Consider the following 20,433-nt stretch of genomic DNA (forward strand, 5'->3'; position numbering starts at 1 on the left):
ACCGGCGCTTATGTCAACCGGTGTCATAAGCCGAATGCGAACGGTTACGAGCTGGGACATTCTTGCAACAGGAAGGGTTTAGCCCCTCAGCAGCGCGGGCTAGGCGGACGACGCAGCGTTGGTGGCCCCGAGAGGATTCGAACCTCCGACCTCTCGATTAGGAATCGCTTGCTCTATCCTGCTGAGCTACGGGGCCGCCGCCGCCGCTCCTAAAGAGCGGGGGCAACAGGGTCAATTGCAGCGCTCGGGCGGTACCACCGGCAGTGGCAAGGGCGCGACGGGCACGCCTTCGTCGATCAGCGCCTTGGCTTCGTCGGCAGTGGTCTGGCCGTGGATCTGCGTCACCGGCGCTTCGCCCAGATGCATCGATCGCGCCTTGTCGGCAAAGGCAGTGCCTACCCAGGTCGAGTTCTCGAGCGCCTTGGCCTGCGCGGCGGCGAGTGCGGCCATCGCTGCCTTCATCGCTTCGGGCGGGACGGCCGGGCCCTGATTGCCCTTGGCGGCAATGTTGGGCGCCATCGCTGCCTTCACGACTTCGCTGTCGCCGCACACCGGGCACGCGACCAGCCTGCCGGCCTTTTGCGCGTCGAAAGCACTGCTCGATCCGAACCATGCCTCGAAGACGTGACTCCGGCTGCATTTGAGGTCGTAGACGATCATAAAGCCTCGACCTTGGGGATCGCGCGGCGATGCTGGAGCACGGGCACCCGGGCGCGGGCATTTTCCACGCGCGCGGAATCGATCTCGGCGAAGCCCAGCCCGGCCTCCCCGCCCATATCGAGTAGCAGCTCGCCCCAGGGATCGCTCACCAGCGAATGCCCATAGGTCGCGCGGCCGTCTTCATGCACGCCTGTCTGCGCCGCCGCGATCACGAACGCCGCCGCCTCGATCGCCCGCGCCCGCATCAGCACATGCCAATGCGCTGCCCCGGTGGGCCGGGTGAATGCCGCGGGGATCGCCAGCAAGGTCGCACCGGCGTCGCTCAGCGCACGAAACAGATCGGGGAAGCGCAGATCGTAGCAGATTGCCAGACCCAGCACGCCGAGCGGCGTCTTCACGGTCACCGCGCGCTCGCCCGCCGCATAGCTGTTCGATTCGCGCCAGCTCTCCCCCGTCGGCAGATCGACATCGAACAGATGCATCTTGTCGTAGCTTGCCCGGATCGCCCCCGTCGCATCGATCACATAGCCGCGATTGGCCAGCTTGCCGTCGTCGCGCAGGATCGCGAGGCTGCCGATATGCACCCATATCCCCGCCTTCGCGGCGGCCTCGCGCACCGCGGCGAGGACACGGTCGTCCGCCTCATGCGCCAGCGATCCCGCCGCGCGATCGCGGTCGCGATCGACCAGTCCCGACATTTCGGGCGTGAACAACATCGCCGCCCCGCCCGCAGCCGCCTGCTCGACGCCCTGCACCAGCGTGCGCGCATTCGCCGCGGGATCGATCCCGCTCGTCATCTGGAGCAAGGCGGCTCGGGTCATTCAGCGCGCGTCATGCGGCGAGCAGGGGATCCAGCTCGCCCGCCCGCTCGAGCGCAGCGAGATCGTCCGATCCGCCGATATGCTTGCCGTCGATGAAGATCTGCGGGACCGTCGTGCGGCCACTGGCGCGCTCGATCATCTCCTGGCGCTTGGGGCCGCCCATGGTGATATCGAATTCCTCATATTCGGCGTGCTTGCCGTCGAGGAGACCCTTCGCGCGCGAGCAATAGGGGCAGAATGCCTTGGTGTAGATTTCGATTTTGGCCATATTGTCCTCGGCTTGTGGCGTGCGCAGCGCCTTGTCAATCCAGCGCTTCCTCTCCGAGAACGCGCGCCCAGCACAGAAGGATCACTTTTGCCGCGCCGCCGCGCTTGAGCACCCGCGTGCACGCCGCCGCAGTCGCGCCGCTGGTATGCACGTCATCGACCAGAATGACGGTCTTTCCCTTCAGTTTTTCCGCCGCGCCGGGCGCCAGTGCAAAAGCACCCGCAACCGCCTTGGCCCGCCCCCGCGCGCCCAGCCCGCGCAGCACCGGCGTTGCCTTCACCCGCCGGAGCGATTCGGCATCGGCCGGCACGCCGCTCGACTTTGACAGCGCCGCGGCGATCAGCGCCGCTTGGTTGAACCCGCGCGACCATATCCGCCAGCGGTGGAGCGGCACCGGCACCAGCAGCTCGGCATCGGCTGGCATCAGCCGCGCCATCGCCCGCGCCATTGTCGCCGCACAGGCCAGCCGCCCCGAATATTTGAGCTTGAGTGCCACTGCCCGTGCCACATCCCCATAGGCGACCGCCGCGCGCACCCCCGAATGCAGCGGCGGATCGGCCATGCATTCGGCGCAGGCAGCATCTTCGCCGCGATCATATTCGAACGGCACATGGCACAGGGCGCACCAGGGCGGCCCGAGGAAGCGCAGGCTGGTCCAACAGCGCGTGCAGAAGCGGTGGTCCTCCCCCGTTATCTCGCCGCAGCCTGGGCAGCGCGGCGGAAGCGCGAGATCGGCAAGCCTGGCGAGCGGAGTGAGCAGCACGCATGCCTTGTCCCCCGCCCCGCCCCGCTGCACAAGCGCCGCGATGCCAGCCCCCGACTCGCCCTCCGAAATCTTCGACCGCGCCCTTCGTCGCAAGCGCCGCGACCGCGCCGCGCGAAGCTATGAGGGCTTTGTCCGCGATCATATGCTCGAAGGGCTGATGGAGCGGCTGCAAGGGGTGAAACGCGAATTCCGCGACGTGCTCGATCTCGGCAGCTTTGGCGGCGGCTTCGATTTGCCCGGCGCAAGCATCACGCGGCTCGATGCCGGAAAGGCGTTCGCCGAGATGGCCGGCGGAATGCAGGGCGAAGAGGATCATCCGCACTTCCCCGATGCCAGCTTCGACCTGATCGTCTCGGCGGGCATACTCGATTCGGTCAACGACGTTCCCGGCGCACTCGCGCTCGCCCGCCGCGCCCTCCGCCCCGATGGCCTGTTCCTCGGCGCATTCCTCGGCGCGGGCACCCTCGCGACGCTACGCGCATGCATGATGGAAGCCGAAGCCGATCGCCCCGCCGCGCGCTTTCATCCCCAGATCGACGTGCGCGCGGGCGGCGATTTGCTGTCGCGCGCCGGCTTCGCGCTGCCGGTCTCGGACGTCGAGACGCTCACGGTGCGCTACGCCAGCATCTTCGGCCTGTTCCGCGATCTGCGCGGCATGGCGGCGACCAACCTGCTTCCCGGCACCCCGCCCCTCACCCGCGGCGCCCTGGCCAGCGCTGCCGCCGCCTTTGCCGGACGCGCCGATGCCGGCGGCCGCACGCCGGAACGTTTCGAGATCGTCTATCTGACCGGCTGGGCGCCCGACGCATCCCAGCCCAAACCCGCTCGCCGCGGCAGCGCGACCGCGTCGCTGGCGGACGCGCTCAAGCCAAAGCCTCCAGAACCGAAATAAACGGCAAGTCCGCCGGCGGCATCTCCAGCCCGCGCAGCTCTGCCGGCTTGACCCAGCGCAGCGCAGTCGCATGCCGCGGCTCAGGCTCCTCCGTCCAGTCGCGCAGCGTGTAGAGCAGCAACATCAAATGCCGCTCTCCCAGGGGCTCGCTGGCAAAGGTCAGCGGCACCAGCGCCGACGCATCGAACGCTATACCCAATTCCTCGGCCAGCTCGCGCACCAGCGCTGCCTCGGGCGCCTCGCCCGGCTCTATCTTGCCGCCGGGAAACTCCCACAGCCCTGCCATCGGCTTGCCCGGCGGGCGCTGCTGCACCAGCACGCGGCCCTCGCCGTTGAGCAACGCCGCGGCGACCACCAGCAACAAATCAGACGCGTCCTTCAGCACTTAGTTAACGCTCTTTCTTTATCTGGATCAGGCGTTCTGGAGGAGAAGTGTCGGCGATGCGAGCCTTGGCACACATGATTGCTGCATTGATCGGCGATCGCCGGGCGGCCACTGCGGTCGAATACGGCCTCATCCTCGCCCTCATCGTTATGGCGCTGATGGCAGGGCTCAATGCGCTCTCCAGCAGCACCGCTTCTTTGTGGGGCAATATCAGCACCAAAGTTCAGGATGCGAGATAATCGCATTCGTAACGGCTTTGTAACGTCCACCTTTAGCCGTTTATTTACTTCCTGCGCATAGCTTCGAGAGTGCCGCTCCGGATTTATCCGACGCGGTCGGGTGAATGAAGCAACACGACAAACGTTGGAGACCGGTAATGCAGAAGATTCGCAACTTCCTGAAGAATTCCAAGGGCGCCACCGCAATCGAGTACGGCCTGATCGCCGCGCTCATCGCCGTCGCCGCCATCGCAGCGATGCAGGGTCTGGGCAATCAGCTCAACAAGACCTTCGGCAACGTCTCGTCGAACATGAAGGCTTCGTAAGCCTTTACGAACGAACGATGAAAGGGCGGTGGAACCTCGGTTCCGCCGCCCTTTTTCATTGCGCCTCGGATCGGCTGGCTCAGCCCTTCGCCGCGCGGCACTTGTTGCGCTCGGCCATGAGCTCGTCGTCCAGGAACGTGTCCTGAAGCGGATTGAAGATCGCGCTGTAGCTGGCGTTGACCTGATCCTGGCTCAGCCCCTTTTTCGCGCCCTCGGCATACATGCGCTTCTCGGTCCTCTGCCGCCACGCCATATCGGCATCCTTCCGCTCGCCGGCGCCCGCGCTCATGATCATCACCCAATAGGTGTCGTCGAGCGCCAGGCAGCGTACGCTGTCCTCGAATGCGGGAACTGCCAGCGACACAGCCGCTGAAATTGCCAAACCGATCATGCCAGCCTCTCCTCCCTGGTGGCGGAAGCGGCAAGGTTGCGCAGGTGCGAGGCAGGGCGGCAAGCGCCCTGCCGAACCTGTCGGCATTTGTAATGAGAGGGTTAGATCCGGCCCATCGCCAGGAATTTGGCGCGGCGTGCCTGGCGCAGCCCCTCGGGCGAGACGCCGTCCATATCGTCCAGCGCGCGCGCGATCGCATCGCCCAATGCGCCGATCGCCGCGCCCGGCTCGCGATGTGCCCCGCCCAGCGGCTCGGGGACGATCTCGTCGATCACGCCCAGTTCCTTCTGGTGCTGCGCCGTGACCTTCATCGCCTCCGCGGCATCGGCAGCCTTGTCCGAAGTGCGCCACAGGATAGAGGCGCAGCCCTCGGGCGAAATCACCGAATAGACCGCATGCTCCATCATCAGCACGGTGTTTCCGGCCGCCAGTGCCACTGCGCCGCCCGAGCCGCCCTCGCCCAGGATCGCCGCGACCAGCGGAACGCCAAGATTGAGGCAGGCCTCGGTCGAGCGCGCGATGGCCTCCGCCTGGCCACGTTCCTCGGCCTGCACGCCCGGGAACGCGCCCGAAGTGTCGACCAGCGTAATCACCGGCAGGCCAAACCTGTCGGCAAGGTGCATCAGGCGGATCGCCTTGCGATAGCCTTCGGGCTTGCCCATCCCGAAATTATGCTTGAGCCGGCTGGCGGTATCGTCGCCCTTCTCGTGCCCGATCACCATCACGCGGCGGCCGCGGAAGCGCCCCAGCCCGCCGATGATCGCCGAATCGTCGGCAAAGGCACGATCGCCCCCCAGCGGCATGAAATCGTCGATCAGCGCCGCAACATAATGCTTGAAATGCGGGCGCTCGGGATGCCGCGCAACCTGGGTCTTCTGCCACGGCGTGAGCCTGGAATAGGTGTCCTTGAGCAGCTTGTCGGACTTTGCCTGGAGCGGGCCGATCTCCGCGTCGATATCGACCGCGCCGCCCTCCGCGGTCTGGCGGAGCTCGTCGATCCGGGTCTGAAGCTCCGCGATCGGCTTTTCGAAGTCGAGGAATGTGGTCATTGCTGCGCGGGCTAGTCCTCGCTTTGCGGTACGTCAACGTGGCGCGGAGGCGAACGCTCCCCACCCGACTCGTATTGCGGTCGGGTCAAGCGCTGCTCTCTCAACCCTTCCTGCCCAGCGCTTCGGCCAGCGGATGCCGCTCATTGACCAGATCGACCAGCCGCTTGCTGTCGACATGCGTATAGATCTCGGTCGTAGCGATATCGGCATGGCCCAGCATCGCCTGTAGCGCACGGAGATCGGCACCGCCCTCCAGCAAGTGTGTCGCAAACGCATGCCGCAGCACGTGCGGGCTCACGCGATCGGGCGGGATTCCCGCCTCCCCCGCCAGCGCCTTGATCAGCTGATACAGCCGCATACGCGAGAGATGCGCCTTGCCCGAGGGGAACAGCCACGGCCGGTCGCTCGCGACATGCTCGCGCCACGCTGACACCGCCGCCCGCGCGCGGTCGGAGATCGGCACCAGCCGCTCGCGCCCGCCCTTACCGCGCAGGATCAGATAGGGCCGATCGGGCGCAACAGCATTGCGCGGCAACGAAACCAGCTCGGTCGCGCGCAGCCCCGATCCGTAGAGCAGTTCGACCAGCGCCAGCAGCCGCAGATCGTTGGGATCGGCCGGAACCCGCGCGATCCGCGCCGCGATCGCCGCAAACAAGCGCTCGACATCTTCGGTGCTCAGCACCTTGGGCAGCGATCGCGCCGCGGCGGGCCGCGGCAATGCCCCCGCCGGATCGTCGCGGCGCAGGCCCTCATCGGCCAGGAATGCGAAGAAGCGCCGCAAAGCCGCCGATTTGCGTGCCACCGTGGCCCGCGCCAGCTTTTGCCACTCACTGCCCAGTCTCTCGAGCTCGGCGCGCCCTGCCGCGCCAAGCCCGCCCCCCAGCGTCTCGGAGGCCAGCCGCAAGTCTGTGCCGTACGCGGCGATGGTATTCCCCGCCGCGCCCGCCTCGGCCCGCATCATTTCGAGGAAGCGCTCGATCAGCGCCTGGTCGTCATGCCCGCTCAAGCGCGGCTGATCGCCTCGACGGCGATCATCCGCGCATAGCCGGCCATCCCCGCCGCCTTCATCGCCGCCACGATGTGGAACAAAGCCTCGGGGGTGACATAGTCCCAGCTGCGCGATTGCATGCCCGCTGCGGCGAGCACCGCAACCAGCGCAGAATCGCCGCGCTGCCCGGCCGCGTCGATCGCCTTGGTCCAGCTGTTGACTGCGCCGATCGGCACATCGAGCGAAGTTGCCCCGCGCCGCGCATCCGCAGCGTCGAGCCGGCCCAATCCGGCAAGCCCGGCGAGCATCAGCTGCGCCTTACGCTGGCCTGCGACATCGCCATACGTATCGAAATCGCCATAAGCGACGCGCGCATCGCTGGGCTCGGCGAGCGTCAGCAAGGCCCAGCCTTCGCTGCCGCGCTTGACGATATTGCGCCATTCCATCGCCGGCGCTTCCATGCCCGCGCTCAGCATCGATGCGATCAGCTTTTCCGGCTCGTCGACACTCGCCGCCGCCGGAATCCACGAAGCTGCGCGCGCAGTCAGGATCAGCCGCGCATAGGCCGTCCGCGGCGTCTTTGCCGCACTCCACAATGTCCGGATTACCGATACCCGGTCAGCCACGTCGCCATCGGTATAGGCCGTGCGCAGATCGCGCGCGGTGTTGGCCTCAGGCGTACCGTCCGCCTCGCCATCCTGCGCGATCTCCGAATAGAGGTCGATCAGCCCCGCGCTGGAGAATACGCCAGCGCTCGCCGCAAGCTCGGCCGCTGCCGCGCGTGAGGCCGGCGCCAGTGCCGGCGCCAGCGCCTGCCAATAGCGCACCTGCGGTCCCGCAGTCCCATAAAGCTCGGCCGGGATCTGCTCGCCCATCGCTGTCGCCAGCCCGAAGCGCCACGAAGTCAGGGTCGGTACCGCCTGCCATTCCAGGGTGACTGCGCGGCGCCCCTGCGCACCCGATCCGAGCACCTTTTCGGCTAGCAGATTGTCGATATCACTCGGGCTGGTGCCGCGCCGCGCCGCGCTCAGCAGCTGCCCCGCTTCGTTGGGCTTGCCGGCCAGCCCGGCGCACATCGCGCGCGCCAGTGCCCAGCCGCGCTGATCGATCCACTTCGCGCCTTCGTCGGCAATGCTGCAAAGCCCCGACGGGTCCCCGCTAGCCAGCGCCGATTGCATCGCCACCTGATAGAGCCAGGTCGTATAATTCTCGGCATCGACATCGTTGATCACCAGCCGCGCGGCATTGGCCTCGCCCATGCGCAGCAGCACCCAGGCGCGGTCGCCGGCGAAATCGGCACCGTTGACGTTCTTGGGCGTATCGAGCGGCGACATCAGCGCACGGCGGAGCGCGATCGAGGCCCAACGCGAGGCCACCGGCGCATCGAGCCGTCGCAGCAGCGCCTGGAGATAGCGCCCGTCGATCACGCCCAGGCTATTCGCCGGGAACGGCGTGTTTCCCCACGCAACCACGCCAACGCGGTCGAGCGAGTGCCGCGCATAATCGGGAAGTTCGTAACGCGAATAATCGATGATTGCGGCGGTCTCTTCGCCCTCGGTCGCGGCACTGGCATTGCCGAGCGGTTCGCCCGAAAGCGGGGCGCTGCCCGATGGCGCGGGCGCATCCGCCGCGCGCGTCGCCGCCGGAGCGGGCGCAGGCGCCGGAGTCGCGGGTTCGTCGAAGCCCGGCGGGAGCAGCGATTCGGGCGCATCCTGCTGCTGCCCGAGCGCAGGCACGGCCACGCTCGCTAGCAGCAGCGCCGCCAGCGCTACCCGCGAACGCTTACTTGGCGAGGTTATCAAGCGGAACCACCTTCTCCATCCGCATCGGCTCCTTCTCGGAGCTGCGCCCCGCGAGCACGAACATGCCCACCACAAGGAGCACCAGAACGACGATCAACGCTATCAGCGAACGCGACATGAAACGGACTGTCCCAAAATGAATGGCGAAAATGAATGCTCGGGCCTTTTGCCCGACTGGCCCCCGGGCTGTATAGCCCCCAGGGCAATGCTGCAAACACCGACAAAGGGACACCGTTGGAGCGGCAAGCCGATCGTGCTGATCGGCTTGATGGGGGCGGGCAAGACCACGGTCGGCCGCCGGCTGGCGCAGCGCATGCGCCTGCCCTTCGTCGATGCGGATCACGAGATCGAAGCCGCGGCGGGCATGAGCGTAGCGGACATTTTCGAGCGCTTCGGCGAGCAATATTTCCGCGACGGCGAGCGCCGCGTGATCGCCCGGCTGGTGGACGGCACGCCCAAGGTAATCGCCACCGGCGGCGGGGCCTTCATCAACGAAGCCACCCGCGCGCTGATCCTCGATCAGGCGATCACGATCTGGCTCGACGCCGGCCCGGACGTGCTCGCCGACCGCGTCCGCCGCCGCGACACGCGCCCACTGCTGCGCGGCCGCGATCCGCTCGAAGTGCTTTCCGAGCTCGCCCAGGTCCGCAATCCCTTTTACGCGCTTGCGCCGATCCGGGTGGAAAGCGTAGCCGCGCCGCACGACGCCACTGTCGATGCGATCCTGAAGGCTTTGACTCCGTGACTATCGTCCCCGTCGCGCTCGGCGACCGCAGCTACGACATTCGCATCGAAGCCGGGCTGCTCGCCCGCGCCGGCCCGGCGCTTCAGCATCTCGCCAAGGGCCGTGCGATGCCGATCGTCACCGACGAGAATTTGCGCAGCCACGTGCCGGTCCTCCAGGCGAGCCTGCGCGCAGTTGGTATCGCCAGCGAGGCGCTGGTGCTTCCGGCGGGCGAGGCGACCAAGAGCTGGGCCAATCTCGAGCGCGTGACCGATTGGCTGCTTGGGCAAGGCGTCGAGCGCAGCGACCATATCATTGCCTTTGGCGGCGGCGTCATCGGCGACCTGACCGGCTTTGCCGCCAGCATGCTCAAGCGCGGCTGCAACTTCGTCCAATTCCCCACCACCCTGCTCAGCCAGGTGGATTCCTCGGTGGGCGGCAAGACCGCGATCAACTCCGCCGCCGGCAAGAATTTGGTCGGAGCCTTCCACCAGCCTGCCTTGGTCCTGATCGATCCCGATCTGCTCGATACCCTCCCCGAGCGCGAAGTCCGCGCCGGCTATGCCGAAGTCGTCAAATACGGCCTGATTGACGATTTCGCCTTTTTCGAATGGTGCGAAGCCAACGCCGCAGCGCTGCTCCGCGGCGACGCTGCCGCCCGCGAAACCGCCATCGCCCATTCGGTCGCCGCCAAGGCCCGCATCGTCGGCGAGGACGAGCGCGAGACCGCGGGCAAGCGCGCCTTGCTCAATCTCGGCCACACCTTCGGCCATGCCCTGGAGGCCGAAACCGGCTTTTCGGACAAGCTCCTCCACGGCGAAGGCGTCGCCGCGGGCATGGCGCTCGCCTTCGCCTATTCGGTGCGCAAGGGCCTGTGCAGCGCCCAGGACGCCGAGCGCCTCGCCACCCATCTCCGCGCTGTCGGCCTGCCTGACGGGCTTAGGGCGGCGGGCATCACCGCCTCCGGCGCCACGCTGGTCGAGCACATGCTCCACGACAAGAAGATGGCCGGCGGCACCCTGCCCTTCCTCCTCGCCCGTGGCATCGGCCAGACCTTCCTCGACAAGACCGTCGACCTGGCGGACGTCGCGGCATTCCTGGACGCGCAACCGCGCTAGAGGTTGAGAAGGCTCGAGCTTGCGAAGTACGGTCAGCAAGCCGACCGGCAGGAACGACCCAATTGCGGACGCGGGCTGAGTGTCCCAATGTGCTGTGATGTTAAGCCGTTTGACCTTCGCTCGCATCGTTCAAACCAGGTTCTTCGTCTCAGGCGCTATTCTTCTCGTTACGGTTTATCTCGAACTCGGCGGTATAGTGGGAATGGCAGTCGCGCTGGCGGGCAACATGCCGTTCTCCTTCCTCATCATGTTTGGGATGAGGTGCAAAAGCTGCGGCGTAAGCTGCTTCTTTGATCCGAATTCGATTGGCCGACACCTAACGGGAGTAAATCTCTTGAAGCCAGTCGAGCGGCTATGCCCGAACTGCAGGGCTAGCAGGTAGGTCCGGCGCTGAGGCAGCTTCCCACCCATTCCCAGTTCTCCGCGTGAGACGGGACCCTGGACGCTGCCGGTCGGCTACCGACCCATTTGTAGACGTTCGTAACTGCGGCTAATCTGGGTGGATGAACGCCCCATTTGTCTTTGCGCTTGTGGCCGCCACCACGATCCTCGACGCGCTTGCCCTATTCCTAATGCTCTTCTCGGTTGGCTGGGCGGGCGCGGAGGTTACGCTAGCGCCGACCTTCTGGGCGCTGCCGGTCGCGTCCGTCGCCGCAACCACTTACTGTGTCATCAAAGTGCGGGCGTATTTGCGAGGTAAACAGCCACGTACCTGATGTCAGCTTTCCACCCAATTCCAGCCGTCAGGGGCTACACGCGCCGCGCCATAAGCTGCCTGTCGGCAATCGACCCAATTTCAGTCGTTCAGCAAATAGGCAGCTTCCCCTCATTGCGGACATACACCTAGTTGCTATGATCCGCCATGAAACACGGAATAGCCTTAGCTTTAATCCTCTTCGCGATCCCGGCGCGTGCGCAGACAGTCGCGTCTCTTCGCGTGGATGCAGAAAAGAGTACGTATTTCGCGAAGGTAGAGAGCGATCCATCGGTCGGCTACAAACTAGTTATCGAATGCGTAGAGACCTGCTCAAGCTCAGCTGCATACCGAGAAGATGTGGGCGATGTGCCTATGGGACTGTTTGTGCGAGATCAGGACCAACTGCTCTTTTCGCTTTGGGGTGGCGGCTCGGTCTATCGCGTCCGAGTTTGGAAGGTCACCGACGCGGGCGTAAATCGCGTTGTGGAGATATCTAGTCGCGCACGACCGGAATTTCTGTCTGACCCTCAAGGTCATCCGATTATCCATACGTTCGAAGGGGAAAGCGGGTTGGGGCCGTATTCTCTAGTTCGCTGGGCCTACGATGGCAGAAGGTTTGTCCGCACTCGCAGGGTGTCCGTTTACCCTCGCCGCTGATCGGGAACCGACTGACCGCTTCCCACCCAAATGTTGCCGTTCAGCGCTGAGCGTGCGGCGCCATGAGCGGTCGGGCCGCTAACGACCCAGTTGCAGACATTAGGAAGTGGTTGCCGCTCGCTTCAACCCCAACGCAGCGGCAGCCCAGACAAGGCCAGATGGTGCCAACAGGGGGAGCAACGGCCAATAGTCGTCAGTGACCGCGAACGCCTCAGAATAGGCGAGATATGCGAGCGGGACGGCAAGGAGAGCAAATAGAGCCTGCCACCACTGCCTCGCTACCAAGCCAAGGCCCAGCCCGACTGCAATGACGACCGGATTTACCAGCCCGACGAGCGTAATCATCAGAAGCCAAGCGTTATCACCCATCGCAAGTCCCTCCACTCAGCCCGTTGTCTGATCTTCATAGTGAAGAAGCAATGTCTGCTTTCCACCCATCACCGGCCATCGTCGCGCCGACGCAGTTGTACGGATAGCGGTCAGGCAGCTAACGACCCAATTGCGGACATCCTCCTATCTGGCATTGCACGAAGATTCTTGCCACACTTCCCGCTGTGGCGGTTGAGGAATGGGCAGCATGTTCGAACGGCTCACTTTAGCGATACTGGCAGCTGTAAGTGTCCCGACCACTCCACAGACCGAGTCCAACTGCCCGGTGCGTTATGCCACGCAGTTTGTCTCCCGCTTCGCAGATTTGCCGGATAAAATCCGAAAAGACATACTCAAGGATGGCAAGATCGCAGAAGTTGGTCAGCCCTTTGAACCAGACGATGACGTCACTGACCGAAATCTTCCCCGTCGACGCTTTGTTCTCGGTGGCCAAAGTGGATTAAAGTGGTTTGTGTGGATCGACCATGGAGGCTTTTCGCGCCACGCTGACGTGCTGGGATTTTCCCAGCCTTGGGGCGAATACGACGCCTCAAAATGGCATCGGGCTGCTCTGCTGCAGGGAGATCCATGCATAGCGATCAACGCATTCCTCGATGGCGTGAGCACCCCTGATCGCGGAGCGCACTAGCGTCCGCTTCCCACCCACTAGCAGACGTCGGCATACTTTACCCTACCCCCGCCGGACAGGGCCCGTGCGCGCGCAAGGAGGCCGAACGCGTTGCGCCCACCAATTGCGGGCGCCTCGCCGAGCAGATGCTCCACGACAAGAAGGGGGCCGCGGCACCCGCCTTTGTCCTCGCCACCGCATCAGCCAGAGCTTCGTCGACAGGATGTCCGGTCTCGCGGACGTCGCCGCGTTTCTGGACGCGCAACCACGCTGAAGAGTTTCTCCCCCCTTCGCGAGGGAAGACGGAGCGCATCGCCCTCTTCGACGTTCCCCACTCATGACCAAGCGAACCATCGGCTGGCTCTTAGACGACGCCGATCGCGCCGCCTTGCTCCTGCGCTTCCCGCCGGTCTGGCCCGACGTGGTGGCGCATCATGTCACGCTTGCCTCTCATACCGAGGATGCCCTGCCGACCGAGACCAGCGGCGAAGTCGTCGGCCATGTCGACGATGGCGCAGGCCTGCAGGCACTGGTTGTTGCGATCGGCGGCGAGACCGCTCGTCCCGATGGCAGCACGCATCACATCACCTGGTCGCTCGACCGCGCGGCGGGCCGAACAGCGGTGCAAAGCAACGACGTGTTACGTGAGATAGGTTGGCGATCTGTCGAGGCGGCGATCCCCATCCGCTTGATCCCCGCCAACCTGCCCTAACGCGAACCGCCGGTTGCTTTCCCTGTCCTACAGCTCCCGAATTTGTCATGCTCACGTTTATGCTCCGGACGCTTCAATTTTTGCTGCCTATCGTGCGCGCAGCAATATTGCGCCGAAGGATAACGAAGTTTCACGATTCAGGGGAAATCTGTGAAGCTAAGCCGGAATTCGCTCACCCCGCCTTCGTGCTGCAACTAGCCTCAGGTCAGTTGCCGTTCAGCCATCATCGGCATAGGCAACCCGCCATGCGCACTCTCCTCCCCGCTCTCGCCGCGATGCTGATCGCCGCTCCCGCCGCCGCCCAGACTGCCCCGGCGGTCGCTCCGATCCTGACCACGCCCGAGGCAAAGGACGTCTGGACGCATGCCCGGCCCGAGATCGCTCGCGTCGCCCATGTCGCGCTCGATCTGCACGTCGATTTCCGCAGCCAGACGCTGTCCGGCAGCGCGGTGCTCGACATTCTTGCTGCACCGGGCGCCAGGGAAATCATCCTCGATGTCGACAATATGGACGTGCAGACCGTCGCCGAGGTCAACGGCCCGAGCCTGCCCTATAAGGTTGGCCCGCGCGACGCGGAGCTTGGCTCGGCGCTCACCATCCAGCTCAACCCCGGCACCAAGCGCATCCGCATCGCCTACAACACCAAGCCCAGCGCAAGTGCGTTGCAATGGCTCCCGCCCGAACTGACCGCCGGCAAGGCGAAGCCCTATCTCTTCAGCCAAGGCCAGCCGATCGCCAATCGCAGCTGGATCCCCACCCAGGATTCGCCCGGCATCCGCCAGACCTGGTCGGCGACGCTAACCGTGCCCGATGGCTTTGTCGCAGTGATGAGCGGCGACCGGCTGAGCGGCGACAAGGGTATGGAGCGGGCCAATGGAGGCACCATCTATAAGTTCAAGATGGACCGCCCGGTCCCGCCTTATCTGATCGCGCTCGCGGTCGGCGATCTGGCGTTCAAGGCAACCGGCAAGCGCTCGGGCGTGTGGACCGAGCCTTCGATGCTCGACGCCGCGGCCTATGAAGTCGCCGATGTCGAGAAGATGATCGACGCGGCGCAGGCGCTGTACGGCCCGTATCGCTGGGGCCGCTACGACATGCTCGTCCTGCCCCCGAGCTTTCCATATGGAGGCATGGAGAACCCCACCCTCACCTTCCTGACGCCCACGATCATCACCGGCGATCGTTCGAACACCGATGTCGTCGCCCACGAGCTCGCGCATAGCTGGTCGGGCAATCTCGTTACCAACGCGACCTGGTCGGACTCCTGGCTCAACGAGGGCTTCACCACCTATTTCGAGAACCGCATCATGGAAGCGGTCTATGGCAAGACGCGCGCCGCGCTTTATGCCGATCTCGACTGGGACGGTCTTCAGAAGGATTTGAAGGAAGCCGATAACGGCCCGACCACGCGCCTCCACGGCGATCCCGGCGCGACCGCGGGGCAGCTCGATTATTTCAAGGGCTCGACGATGCTGCGCACGATCGAGCAGGCCGTCGGCCGCAAGCGCTTCGACGCCTATCTGCGCTCATACTTCGATCGCCACGCCTTTCAGCCGCAGACGAGCGGAGGCTTCCTTGCGGACATCCGCAAGCGGCTGATCAAGGGCGACAAGGCGCTCGAAGCCAGGCTCCAGCTCGATCGCTGGGTCTATCAGACCGGCCTGCCCGCAAACGCGGTGCACGTGAAATCGGCAATCCTCGCCAAGGTCGATGCCCAGCTTGCCGCGGTCAATGCCGGCGGCCCCGTCTCGGCAGTCACCACCACCGGCTGGAGCACCCAGCAATGGATGCGCTTCCTCAACGGGCTTCCCCGCCAGCAGACTCCCGCGCGGCTCAAGGAGCTTGACGAGACGCTGGGCCTGTCGGCATCGACCAACGCCTATGTCCGCTCGTCCTGGGCCGAACTCGCCATCGCCAACCGCTACGAACCCGCGCTCGCTTCGATCGAAGCGTTCGTCAACAGCGTCGGCCGCGGGCTGCTGATCCGCCCGGTCTATCAAGGCCTGATCGCCCAAGGCGAATGGGGCAAGCCGATCGCGGCGCGCTTCTTCGAAAAGGCCAAGACGACCTATCACCCCTATGTGCGCGGTCAGGTGGAGAAGATGCTGGCGGGAAAATGATGGGATCGCCTCTCCCAGTGCGGCATTGAGCCAGGATGGAGCCTTCTCCCCCCGTCTCTCCCTTCCGCATCCCGCTGTTCCGCGCGATCTGGTTCGCGAGCCTCGCCTCCAATTTCGGCGGGCTGATCCAGTCGGTCGGCGCGTCCTGGACGATGACGAGCATGGGCGCCTCGCCCCAGATGATCGCATTGGTCCAGGCATCGATCAGCCTGCCGATCGTGTTGCTGTCGCTCTGGGCGGGCGCAGTCGCCGATAATCTCGATCGGCGCCGCGTGATGCTCGCCGCGCAGCTGTTCATGCTGATCGTCTCGGCCACGCTCTCGGTCTTCGCATGGCTCGGCCTGCTGACTCCTTGGACTTTGCTCGCCTTCACCTTCCTGATCGGCTGCGGCACTGCGATCAACGGTCCGGCCTGGCAGGCCGCGGTGGGCGACATGGTGCCCCGCGCCGTCCTCCCCAGCGCCGTGGCGCTCAATAGCATGGGGTTCAACATCGCCCGGAGCACCGGCCCCGCTATCGGCGGTGCCATCGTCGCGGCGGCGGGCGCGGCAGCGGCGTTCCTCACCAATGCGCTCAGCTATATCGGGCTGATCGTGGTGCTGTTCCGCTGGAAGCCCGGCCTACCGCCCCGCAATTTGCCACGCGAGCGGCTTGGCCGCGCGATGGTCGCGGGCGTCCGCTATGTCCGGCTCTCGCCCGCAATCCGCACCGTGCTGATACGCGCCTCGCTGTTCGGCCTCGCCGCCAGCGCCGTGCCTGCGATGATGCCGCTCGTCACGCGGGACATCATCGCCGGCGGCCCGCTTACCTATGGCCTGCTGCTCGGCGGCTTCGGCGCAGGCGCGGTGGGCGGTGCGCTCGCCAGCGGACGCTTGCGCCGCCAGCTATCGACCGAGCGGCTGGTCACGCTCTCCTCGCTCGCCCTCGCCCTCGGCGCTGCGGCAACAGCAAGCCTGGGCATGCTGGTGCCGACGATCGTCGCGCTCGCCGCAGCGGGCGCCGGCTGGGTGCTGGCGCTCTCCACCTTCAACGTCAGCGTCCAGATGGCATCGCCGCGCTGGGTCGTCGCCCGCGCACTCGCGCTATACCAGATGGCGGCGTTTGGGGGCATGGCCGCCGGCAGCTGGCTGTTCGGCTTCATCGCCGATCATCACGGCGCGGCCATCGCGCTCTATGCCGCCGCCGCAATCCAATTACTGGGCATCGCCGCAGGACTGCGCTGGCCGCTCCCCAAGATCAGCGACCTCGATCTCACGCCGCGCGACACCTGGAGCGAGCCGCAGACCGCGATTCCCGTCGAGCCCCGAAGCGGGCCGATCGTGATCACGATCGAGCATCGCGTGCCTCACGCCAATGTCCCCGCCTTTCTCGCCGCAATGGGCGAGCGCCGGCGGATCCGCCGCCGTGACGGCGCGCGCGATTGGACGCTGCTGCGCGATCTCGGCGATCCGGAGCTGTGGATCGAGCGCTATCACGTCGCCACCTGGCTCGATTATATCCGCCACAACCAGCGCCGCACCCGCGCCGACGATGCCAATAGCGCAGTGCTCGCCTCGCTGCGCCCCGAAGGCTATGAGCCCGTCGTCCACCGCCGCATCGAGCGCCAAACCGGCTCGCTACCCGTGGGTCGTGCGACCGACCCGCACGAAATGGAACCGATGACCGACGCTACGCGATCGAGTTAGGCGGCCTTGCCGCGAGTGGCACTCCAGGCGAGGCACAGCCACCCGGAAATCAGTGCCACGCCACCAAAGGGCGTCACCGCCCCCAGCCACCGCGGCAGTCCCATCGCCATCAGATACAGCGTCCCGGCAAACACCGCGCCACCGCCCACGAACAGCCAGGGCGAAACCCGTTCCCCCATCCGCACCGCGACCAAGGCCGCGACCGCATGGATCAACTGATACTGCCCGCCCGTCCGCAGCCACTCCGCCGCCTGCCCATTCGCGCCGTGCGCCCCAAACGCCCCCGCCGCGACAGCAACCGCGCCCGATAGCCCGGCGAGGACAATGACCAGCCTCATTCGCTCCGCGCCGTCGCCTCGGCATCGGCCTTGGCCACTGCCGCGGCCTGCGAATCCTGGTTGAACATCCGCTCGATTCCTGCGCGCAGGTCGCCGGTTTCTTTCTGGACCTTCAGCCGCTCCAGATCGCGCTTGCGATATTCGGCCTCGGTCTTGTCGATCTCCTGCCGATCGACGCCTACGGCCTCCATCCCCTTGCGGCCCATCAGCACCGCGCTTTCCATCAATTCGCGGACCACGCCGGCGATCGGCGCGCCCTTCATCTTCATCACCGAGCGCCGGTCATAGGCGCGCACGAAGATCGAAGCGTTGGGGAAGGCGTGGTGGATGCCCTCCAGCATCTCGGTGTCGAGCCCATCGCCATCCTGGCAAAAGAGCAGCAATTCGGCATCGGCCGCGCCCGCTTGGCGGAGCAGATCGGTGCGCGTGCCATCGCCATAATAGACCTTCATGCCAAAGGTCCCTGCAGTCTCGATCATCTCGACATCGGTATCGACAATGGTGACCGGGATATCCTGGCCGATCAGCATCTGCGCCACGGTTTGCCCGAAGCGGCCATAGCCCACAACGATCGCATTCGATCCGTCATGCTGCGGGCCTTCCACGCCATCGGCGCTGCGCTCGGGCTCGGCGCGCAGATTCTGCGTGAGCATCATCAGGAATGGCGTGGTCGCCATCGAGACGGTGATGATCGCGCCGAACACACTCGCCGCCTCGCTCTCGACCAGGAACGCTGCCTGCGCCTGTGCGAACAGCACGAAGCCGAATTCGCCGCCCTGGCTGAGCAGCAGTCCCAGCGCGAAGGCCGGGCGCAATTTCATCCCGAAAAGCAGCGCCAGCCCCATGATGATCGCCATCTTGGTCGCGATCAGCGCCAGCGCCATGCCGGCCACGAAAAAGGGCCGGTCGGCGATGGCATTGAGATCGAGGCTCATGCCAACGGCGAGGAAGAACAGCCCGAGCAGGATCGTGCGGAATGGCTCGACATCCGCCTCCAACTCGTGGCGATAAGGTGAATCCGCCAGCATCACGCCGGCGATGAACGCGCCCAGCGCCGCCGACAGTCCCAGCCACTCCATCAGCGCCGCTGCGGCAATCACCGTGAACAGCCCGGCAAAGACGAACATCTCGCGCTCGCCCAGATTGCCGATCAGGCGGAACAGAGGCTGCAGCAGGAAGCGCCCGGCCAGGATCAATCCCATAATCGCGCCCAGTGTGTAGAGCCCCAGCACCCATCCCGGCGGACCGTTGAGATCTGCCGGGTTGCGCGACATGGCCGCGATGATCGTGATCAGCGGGACGATCGACAGATCCTGGAACAACAGGATCGCAAAGGCACGCTCCCCGAAGGGGGTGCGCAGGCGGCCTGCGGATTGCAGCATCGGCAGGACCTGCGCGGTCGAAGACAATGCCAGCGGCAGACCGAGTGACAGTGCCGCGGCCAGGCTCGATCCGGTTGCGAACCAGACGATGCCGGCCACCGCCAGCCCGCACAATACGACCTGCAGGAGCCCCAGCCCGAAGATATCCCTGCGCATCCGCCAGAGGCGGCTTGGACTCAGCTCAAGCCCGACGAGGAATAGCAGCAGCGCGATGCCGAGCTCGGCAATGCCCATCTTGCTCTCGGCCCCGCCGACCAGCCCGAGGACCTGCGGCCCGACCATCGCGCCGGCGACGAGGAAGCCCAGCGTCGCGCCAAGCCCGAGCTTGCGGAAGATGAGCACGAAGACCAGCGCAAAGCCGAGCAGCGGCACTGCATCCTGGACGATCGAGACTTCGCCATGCGCCATCAGCGTGCCGCCTCGGCTGCGGCATCGGCCGCCGCTTCGAATGCCAGCCGGATCGAGGCATGCCGCCCGCGATGCACCAGCGCCGGCGCGAAGATGTCGAGGCCCGGCCAGTCCGGCGCCGACCCGTCGCCCGCCAGCCACGCCGTCAGCGCATCGCGCGTAGCGGCGATTTCCTGCGGCGTGCGCCCGATCGCATGCCCGGCAAGGATCCCCGCCGACGCCTGACCCAAGGCGCAGGCGCGGACCAGCAGCCCCAGCGCCTTGACGCGCCCGTCCTCATCCACATCCACATCGACCGTCACGCGGCTCCCGCACACCGGCGATCGCTTTTCGGACGTGCCCATCGGCGAGGTCAGACGCTCCTGAAACGGCACCGTCGATGCCAGCCGCAGGATTTCCATATTGTAGAGGGGCGCATTCATTTCGCCCCCGATCTAGGGAAGGACACGGCGAAGTGCGAGGGAGGAAATTATTTGGCCGAATTCCCTGCCGCATTGGCCTCAACAGCATCCTCGAACACCGGCAGCCCCTTGCGCCGCCGATCCACGACATCGGCAATGCTCGCGCTGGTCGCGTTGAGCAGCGGATAGGTCATCGAAGAGCGGACCCATTCTGGGCGTTTTGCGGGCCCGCCGCCCACCGTGTCGAACACCAAAGCGAGCAGCAGGAATGCCATGCTGACCAAGATCAGTCCCTTGAGCGCGCCGAAGCCCAGTCCGAGCGCCCGGTCGATCGGGCCCAGAAAGCTCTCCCGCGTGCGCGAGCCGATCGAATTGGCGATCAATCGACCGCCGAAATACGTCGCGCCCCCGAGCAATGCGAAGGCGAGCACCGCCGCGCCCTGCGCCGTCCCGACCATGCCGGCGAGCATCGCGGCGAGCGGCGCGTGAAACAGCTTGATCGCGAGCACGACGAGCACCCAGGCAAGCAGGGCCAGCACTTCGGTGACGAAGCCGCGCATGAAGCCGAGCACGGCTGCCCCGCCAATCGCGAGCAGCACGATGATATCCATTCCGGTAAGCGTCATAT

Annotated in this window: 23 protein-coding genes and 1 tRNA gene; 9 read left to right on the plus strand and 15 right to left on the minus strand. The window is 65.7% G+C overall.

Going from position 1 to position 20,433, the window contains the following annotated elements:
- Positions 1-119: 119 nt before the first annotated feature.
- The 5 genes from ACZZZM_RS14975 to ACZZZM_RS14995 form a co-directional block, all read right to left on the minus strand.
- A tRNA-Arg gene (locus ACZZZM_RS14975) sits at positions 120-196 on the minus strand.
- A 35-nt stretch (positions 197-231) separates the two neighbouring features.
- Positions 232-660, minus strand: coding sequence for a DUF1178 family protein (locus ACZZZM_RS14980; protein WP_463595880.1), 429 nt, complete (start codon positions 658-660; stop codon positions 232-234).
- Positions 657-1,481 (minus strand): carbon-nitrogen hydrolase family protein, encoded by an 825-nt coding sequence (locus ACZZZM_RS14985; RefSeq protein WP_463595881.1) that lies wholly within the window; start codon positions 1,479-1,481, stop codon positions 657-659. Before ACZZZM_RS14985 ends, ACZZZM_RS14980 begins: the two co-directional genes overlap by 4 nt.
- Positions 1,482-1,491: 10 nt before the next feature.
- A complete protein-coding gene (grxC, locus tag ACZZZM_RS14990; RefSeq protein WP_463595882.1) occupies positions 1,492-1,749 on the minus strand; it encodes a glutaredoxin 3 in 258 nt (85 codons plus the stop codon).
- Between the two features lie 34 nt (positions 1,750-1,783).
- Positions 1,784-2,512 carry a ComF family protein gene (locus tag ACZZZM_RS14995; RefSeq protein WP_463595883.1) on the minus strand — a complete coding sequence of 243 codons (729 nt, stop codon included), beginning with the start codon at positions 2,510-2,512 and terminating at the stop codon, positions 1,784-1,786.
- 43 nt (positions 2,513-2,555) lie between these two features.
- Between ACZZZM_RS14995 and ACZZZM_RS15000 the strand changes: the two genes are divergently transcribed.
- Complete coding sequence (locus ACZZZM_RS15000) at positions 2,556-3,407, plus strand: methyltransferase domain-containing protein (RefSeq protein WP_463595884.1); 852 nt, start codon at positions 2,556-2,558, stop codon at positions 3,405-3,407.
- Here the strand turns inward: ACZZZM_RS15000 and ACZZZM_RS15005 are convergent.
- Positions 3,379-3,792 carry a (deoxy)nucleoside triphosphate pyrophosphohydrolase gene (locus ACZZZM_RS15005; protein ID WP_463595885.1) on the minus strand — a complete coding sequence of 138 codons (414 nt, stop codon included), beginning with the start codon at positions 3,790-3,792 and terminating at the stop codon, positions 3,379-3,381. The genes ACZZZM_RS15000 and ACZZZM_RS15005 overlap by 29 nt on opposite strands.
- Before the next feature lie 74 nt (positions 3,793-3,866).
- Here ACZZZM_RS15005 and ACZZZM_RS15010 point away from each other — a divergent pair, with 74 nt between their 5' ends.
- On the plus strand, positions 3,867-4,031 hold the full coding sequence (locus tag ACZZZM_RS15010; RefSeq protein ID WP_463595886.1) for a Flp family type IVb pilin: 165 nt from the start codon (positions 3,867-3,869) through the stop codon (positions 4,029-4,031).
- Between the two features lie 137 nt (positions 4,032-4,168).
- Positions 4,169-4,336: a Flp family type IVb pilin gene (locus ACZZZM_RS15015; RefSeq protein ID WP_066793728.1), complete on the plus strand. Its 168-nt coding sequence runs from the start codon at positions 4,169-4,171 to the stop codon at positions 4,334-4,336.
- A gap of 79 nt (positions 4,337-4,415) precedes the next feature.
- On the opposite strand, the gene ACZZZM_RS15020 is transcribed toward ACZZZM_RS15015, so the two are convergent.
- From ACZZZM_RS15020 to ACZZZM_RS15040, 5 genes are all read right to left on the minus strand, one after another.
- Positions 4,416-4,727, minus strand: a complete 312-nt coding sequence (locus tag ACZZZM_RS15020) for a hypothetical protein (RefSeq protein WP_463595887.1) — start codon at positions 4,725-4,727, stop codon at positions 4,416-4,418.
- A 101-nt stretch (positions 4,728-4,828) separates the two neighbouring features.
- The gene (locus tag ACZZZM_RS15025) at positions 4,829-5,776 is read right to left on the minus strand and encodes an acetyl-CoA carboxylase carboxyltransferase subunit alpha (RefSeq protein ID WP_463595888.1); all 948 of its coding nucleotides are present in this window, start codon (positions 5,774-5,776) and stop codon (positions 4,829-4,831) included.
- 100 nt (positions 5,777-5,876) lie between these two features.
- On the minus strand, positions 5,877-6,782 hold the full coding sequence (locus ACZZZM_RS15030; RefSeq protein WP_463595889.1) for a tyrosine recombinase: 906 nt from the start codon (positions 6,780-6,782) through the stop codon (positions 5,877-5,879).
- Positions 6,779-8,566, minus strand: coding sequence for a hypothetical protein (locus ACZZZM_RS15035; RefSeq protein ID WP_463595890.1), 1,788 nt, complete (start codon positions 8,564-8,566; stop codon positions 6,779-6,781). The genes ACZZZM_RS15030 and ACZZZM_RS15035 overlap by 4 nt, the downstream gene beginning before the upstream one ends.
- Positions 8,547-8,684 carry a hypothetical protein gene (locus ACZZZM_RS15040; RefSeq protein WP_463595891.1) on the minus strand — a complete coding sequence of 46 codons (138 nt, stop codon included), beginning with the start codon at positions 8,682-8,684 and terminating at the stop codon, positions 8,547-8,549. The genes ACZZZM_RS15035 and ACZZZM_RS15040 overlap by 20 nt, the downstream gene beginning before the upstream one ends.
- A gap of 87 nt (positions 8,685-8,771) precedes the next feature.
- Here ACZZZM_RS15040 and ACZZZM_RS15045 point away from each other — a divergent pair, with 87 nt between their 5' ends.
- The 6 genes from ACZZZM_RS15045 to ACZZZM_RS15070 all read left to right on the plus strand — a co-directional run bounded on the left by ACZZZM_RS15045 (position 8,772) and on the right by ACZZZM_RS15070 (position 17,276).
- Complete coding sequence (locus ACZZZM_RS15045; protein WP_463595892.1) at positions 8,772-9,311, plus strand: shikimate kinase; 540 nt, start codon at positions 8,772-8,774, stop codon at positions 9,309-9,311.
- The gene (aroB, locus tag ACZZZM_RS15050; protein ID WP_463595893.1) at positions 9,308-10,408 is read left to right on the plus strand and encodes a 3-dehydroquinate synthase; all 1,101 of its coding nucleotides are present in this window, start codon (positions 9,308-9,310) and stop codon (positions 10,406-10,408) included. Before ACZZZM_RS15045 ends, aroB begins: the two co-directional genes overlap by 4 nt.
- Positions 10,409-12,339: 1,931 nt before the next feature.
- On the plus strand, positions 12,340-12,780 hold the full coding sequence (locus ACZZZM_RS15055) for a hypothetical protein (protein WP_463595894.1): 441 nt from the start codon (positions 12,340-12,342) through the stop codon (positions 12,778-12,780).
- Between the two features lie 316 nt (positions 12,781-13,096).
- Positions 13,097-13,471 carry a hypothetical protein gene (locus tag ACZZZM_RS15060; RefSeq protein ID WP_463595895.1) on the plus strand — a complete coding sequence of 125 codons (375 nt, stop codon included), beginning with the start codon at positions 13,097-13,099 and terminating at the stop codon, positions 13,469-13,471.
- A 245-nt stretch (positions 13,472-13,716) separates the two neighbouring features.
- Positions 13,717-15,591, plus strand: a complete 1,875-nt coding sequence (locus ACZZZM_RS15065) for a M1 family metallopeptidase (RefSeq protein WP_463595896.1) — start codon at positions 13,717-13,719, stop codon at positions 15,589-15,591.
- A gap of 35 nt (positions 15,592-15,626) precedes the next feature.
- Entirely contained in the window at positions 15,627-17,276 is a 1,650-nt protein-coding gene (locus ACZZZM_RS15070; RefSeq protein ID WP_463595897.1) for an MFS transporter, read from the plus strand.
- On the opposite strand, the gene ACZZZM_RS15075 is transcribed toward ACZZZM_RS15070, so the two are convergent.
- From ACZZZM_RS15075 to ACZZZM_RS15090, 4 genes are read right to left on the minus strand one after another with little or no spacing between them, the layout of a single operon-like run.
- The gene (locus ACZZZM_RS15075; protein WP_463595898.1) at positions 17,273-17,614 is read right to left on the minus strand and encodes a DUF423 domain-containing protein; all 342 of its coding nucleotides are present in this window, start codon (positions 17,612-17,614) and stop codon (positions 17,273-17,275) included. The genes ACZZZM_RS15070 and ACZZZM_RS15075 overlap by 4 nt on opposite strands.
- Positions 17,611-19,404 carry a cation:proton antiporter domain-containing protein gene (locus ACZZZM_RS15080; protein WP_463595899.1) on the minus strand — a complete coding sequence of 598 codons (1,794 nt, stop codon included), beginning with the start codon at positions 19,402-19,404 and terminating at the stop codon, positions 17,611-17,613. The genes ACZZZM_RS15075 and ACZZZM_RS15080 overlap by 4 nt, the downstream gene beginning before the upstream one ends.
- Complete coding sequence (locus ACZZZM_RS15085; RefSeq protein ID WP_463595900.1) at positions 19,404-19,826, minus strand: iron-sulfur cluster assembly scaffold protein; 423 nt, start codon at positions 19,824-19,826, stop codon at positions 19,404-19,406. The genes ACZZZM_RS15080 and ACZZZM_RS15085 overlap by 1 nt, the downstream gene beginning before the upstream one ends.
- 47 nt (positions 19,827-19,873) lie before the next feature.
- The gene (locus ACZZZM_RS15090) at positions 19,874-20,431 is read right to left on the minus strand and encodes a CvpA family protein (protein ID WP_463595901.1); all 558 of its coding nucleotides are present in this window, start codon (positions 20,429-20,431) and stop codon (positions 19,874-19,876) included.
- Positions 20,432-20,433: the final 2 nt, after the last annotated feature.

Source organism: Sphingomonas sp. AC522, assembly GCF_979258125.1.

What these genes read in the sequence shown, in the direction of transcription:
- ACZZZM_RS14980 (WP_463595880.1), bottom strand. Translation starts at nt 660, where the DNA reads ATGATCGTCTACGACCTCAAATGCAGCCGGAGTCACGTCTTCGAGGCA.
- ACZZZM_RS14985 (WP_463595881.1), bottom strand. Translation starts at nt 1,481, where the DNA reads ATGACCCGAGCCGCCTTGCTCCAGATGACGAGCGGGATCGATCCCGCG.
- grxC (WP_463595882.1), bottom strand. Translation starts at nt 1,749, where the DNA reads ATGGCCAAAATCGAAATCTACACCAAGGCATTCTGCCCCTATTGCTCG.
- ACZZZM_RS15000 (WP_463595884.1), top strand. Translation starts at nt 2,556, where the DNA reads ATGCCAGCCCCCGACTCGCCCTCCGAAATCTTCGACCGCGCCCTTCGT.
- ACZZZM_RS15010 (WP_463595886.1), top strand. Translation starts at nt 3,867, where the DNA reads ATGATTGCTGCATTGATCGGCGATCGCCGGGCGGCCACTGCGGTCGAA.
- ACZZZM_RS15015 (WP_066793728.1), top strand. Translation starts at nt 4,169, where the DNA reads ATGCAGAAGATTCGCAACTTCCTGAAGAATTCCAAGGGCGCCACCGCA.
- ACZZZM_RS15020 (WP_463595887.1), bottom strand. Translation starts at nt 4,727, where the DNA reads ATGATCGGTTTGGCAATTTCAGCGGCTGTGTCGCTGGCAGTTCCCGCA.
- ACZZZM_RS15025 (WP_463595888.1), bottom strand. Translation starts at nt 5,776, where the DNA reads ATGACCACATTCCTCGACTTCGAAAAGCCGATCGCGGAGCTTCAGACC.
- ACZZZM_RS15040 (WP_463595891.1), bottom strand. Translation starts at nt 8,684, where the DNA reads ATGTCGCGTTCGCTGATAGCGTTGATCGTCGTTCTGGTGCTCCTTGTG.
- ACZZZM_RS15045 (WP_463595892.1), top strand. Translation starts at nt 8,772, where the DNA reads ATGCTGCAAACACCGACAAAGGGACACCGTTGGAGCGGCAAGCCGATC.
- ACZZZM_RS15055 (WP_463595894.1), top strand. Translation starts at nt 12,340, where the DNA reads ATGTTCGAACGGCTCACTTTAGCGATACTGGCAGCTGTAAGTGTCCCG.
- ACZZZM_RS15060 (WP_463595895.1), top strand. Translation starts at nt 13,097, where the DNA reads ATGACCAAGCGAACCATCGGCTGGCTCTTAGACGACGCCGATCGCGCC.
- ACZZZM_RS15065 (WP_463595896.1), top strand. Translation starts at nt 13,717, where the DNA reads ATGCGCACTCTCCTCCCCGCTCTCGCCGCGATGCTGATCGCCGCTCCC.
- ACZZZM_RS15070 (WP_463595897.1), top strand. Translation starts at nt 15,627, where the DNA reads ATGGAGCCTTCTCCCCCCGTCTCTCCCTTCCGCATCCCGCTGTTCCGC.
- ACZZZM_RS15075 (WP_463595898.1), bottom strand. Translation starts at nt 17,614, where the DNA reads ATGAGGCTGGTCATTGTCCTCGCCGGGCTATCGGGCGCGGTTGCTGTC.
- ACZZZM_RS15080 (WP_463595899.1), bottom strand. Translation starts at nt 19,404, where the DNA reads ATGGCGCATGGCGAAGTCTCGATCGTCCAGGATGCAGTGCCGCTGCTC.
- ACZZZM_RS15085 (WP_463595900.1), bottom strand. Translation starts at nt 19,826, where the DNA reads ATGAATGCGCCCCTCTACAATATGGAAATCCTGCGGCTGGCATCGACG.
- ACZZZM_RS15090 (WP_463595901.1), bottom strand. Translation starts at nt 20,431, where the DNA reads ATGACGCTTACCGGAATGGATATCATCGTGCTGCTCGCGATTGGCGGG.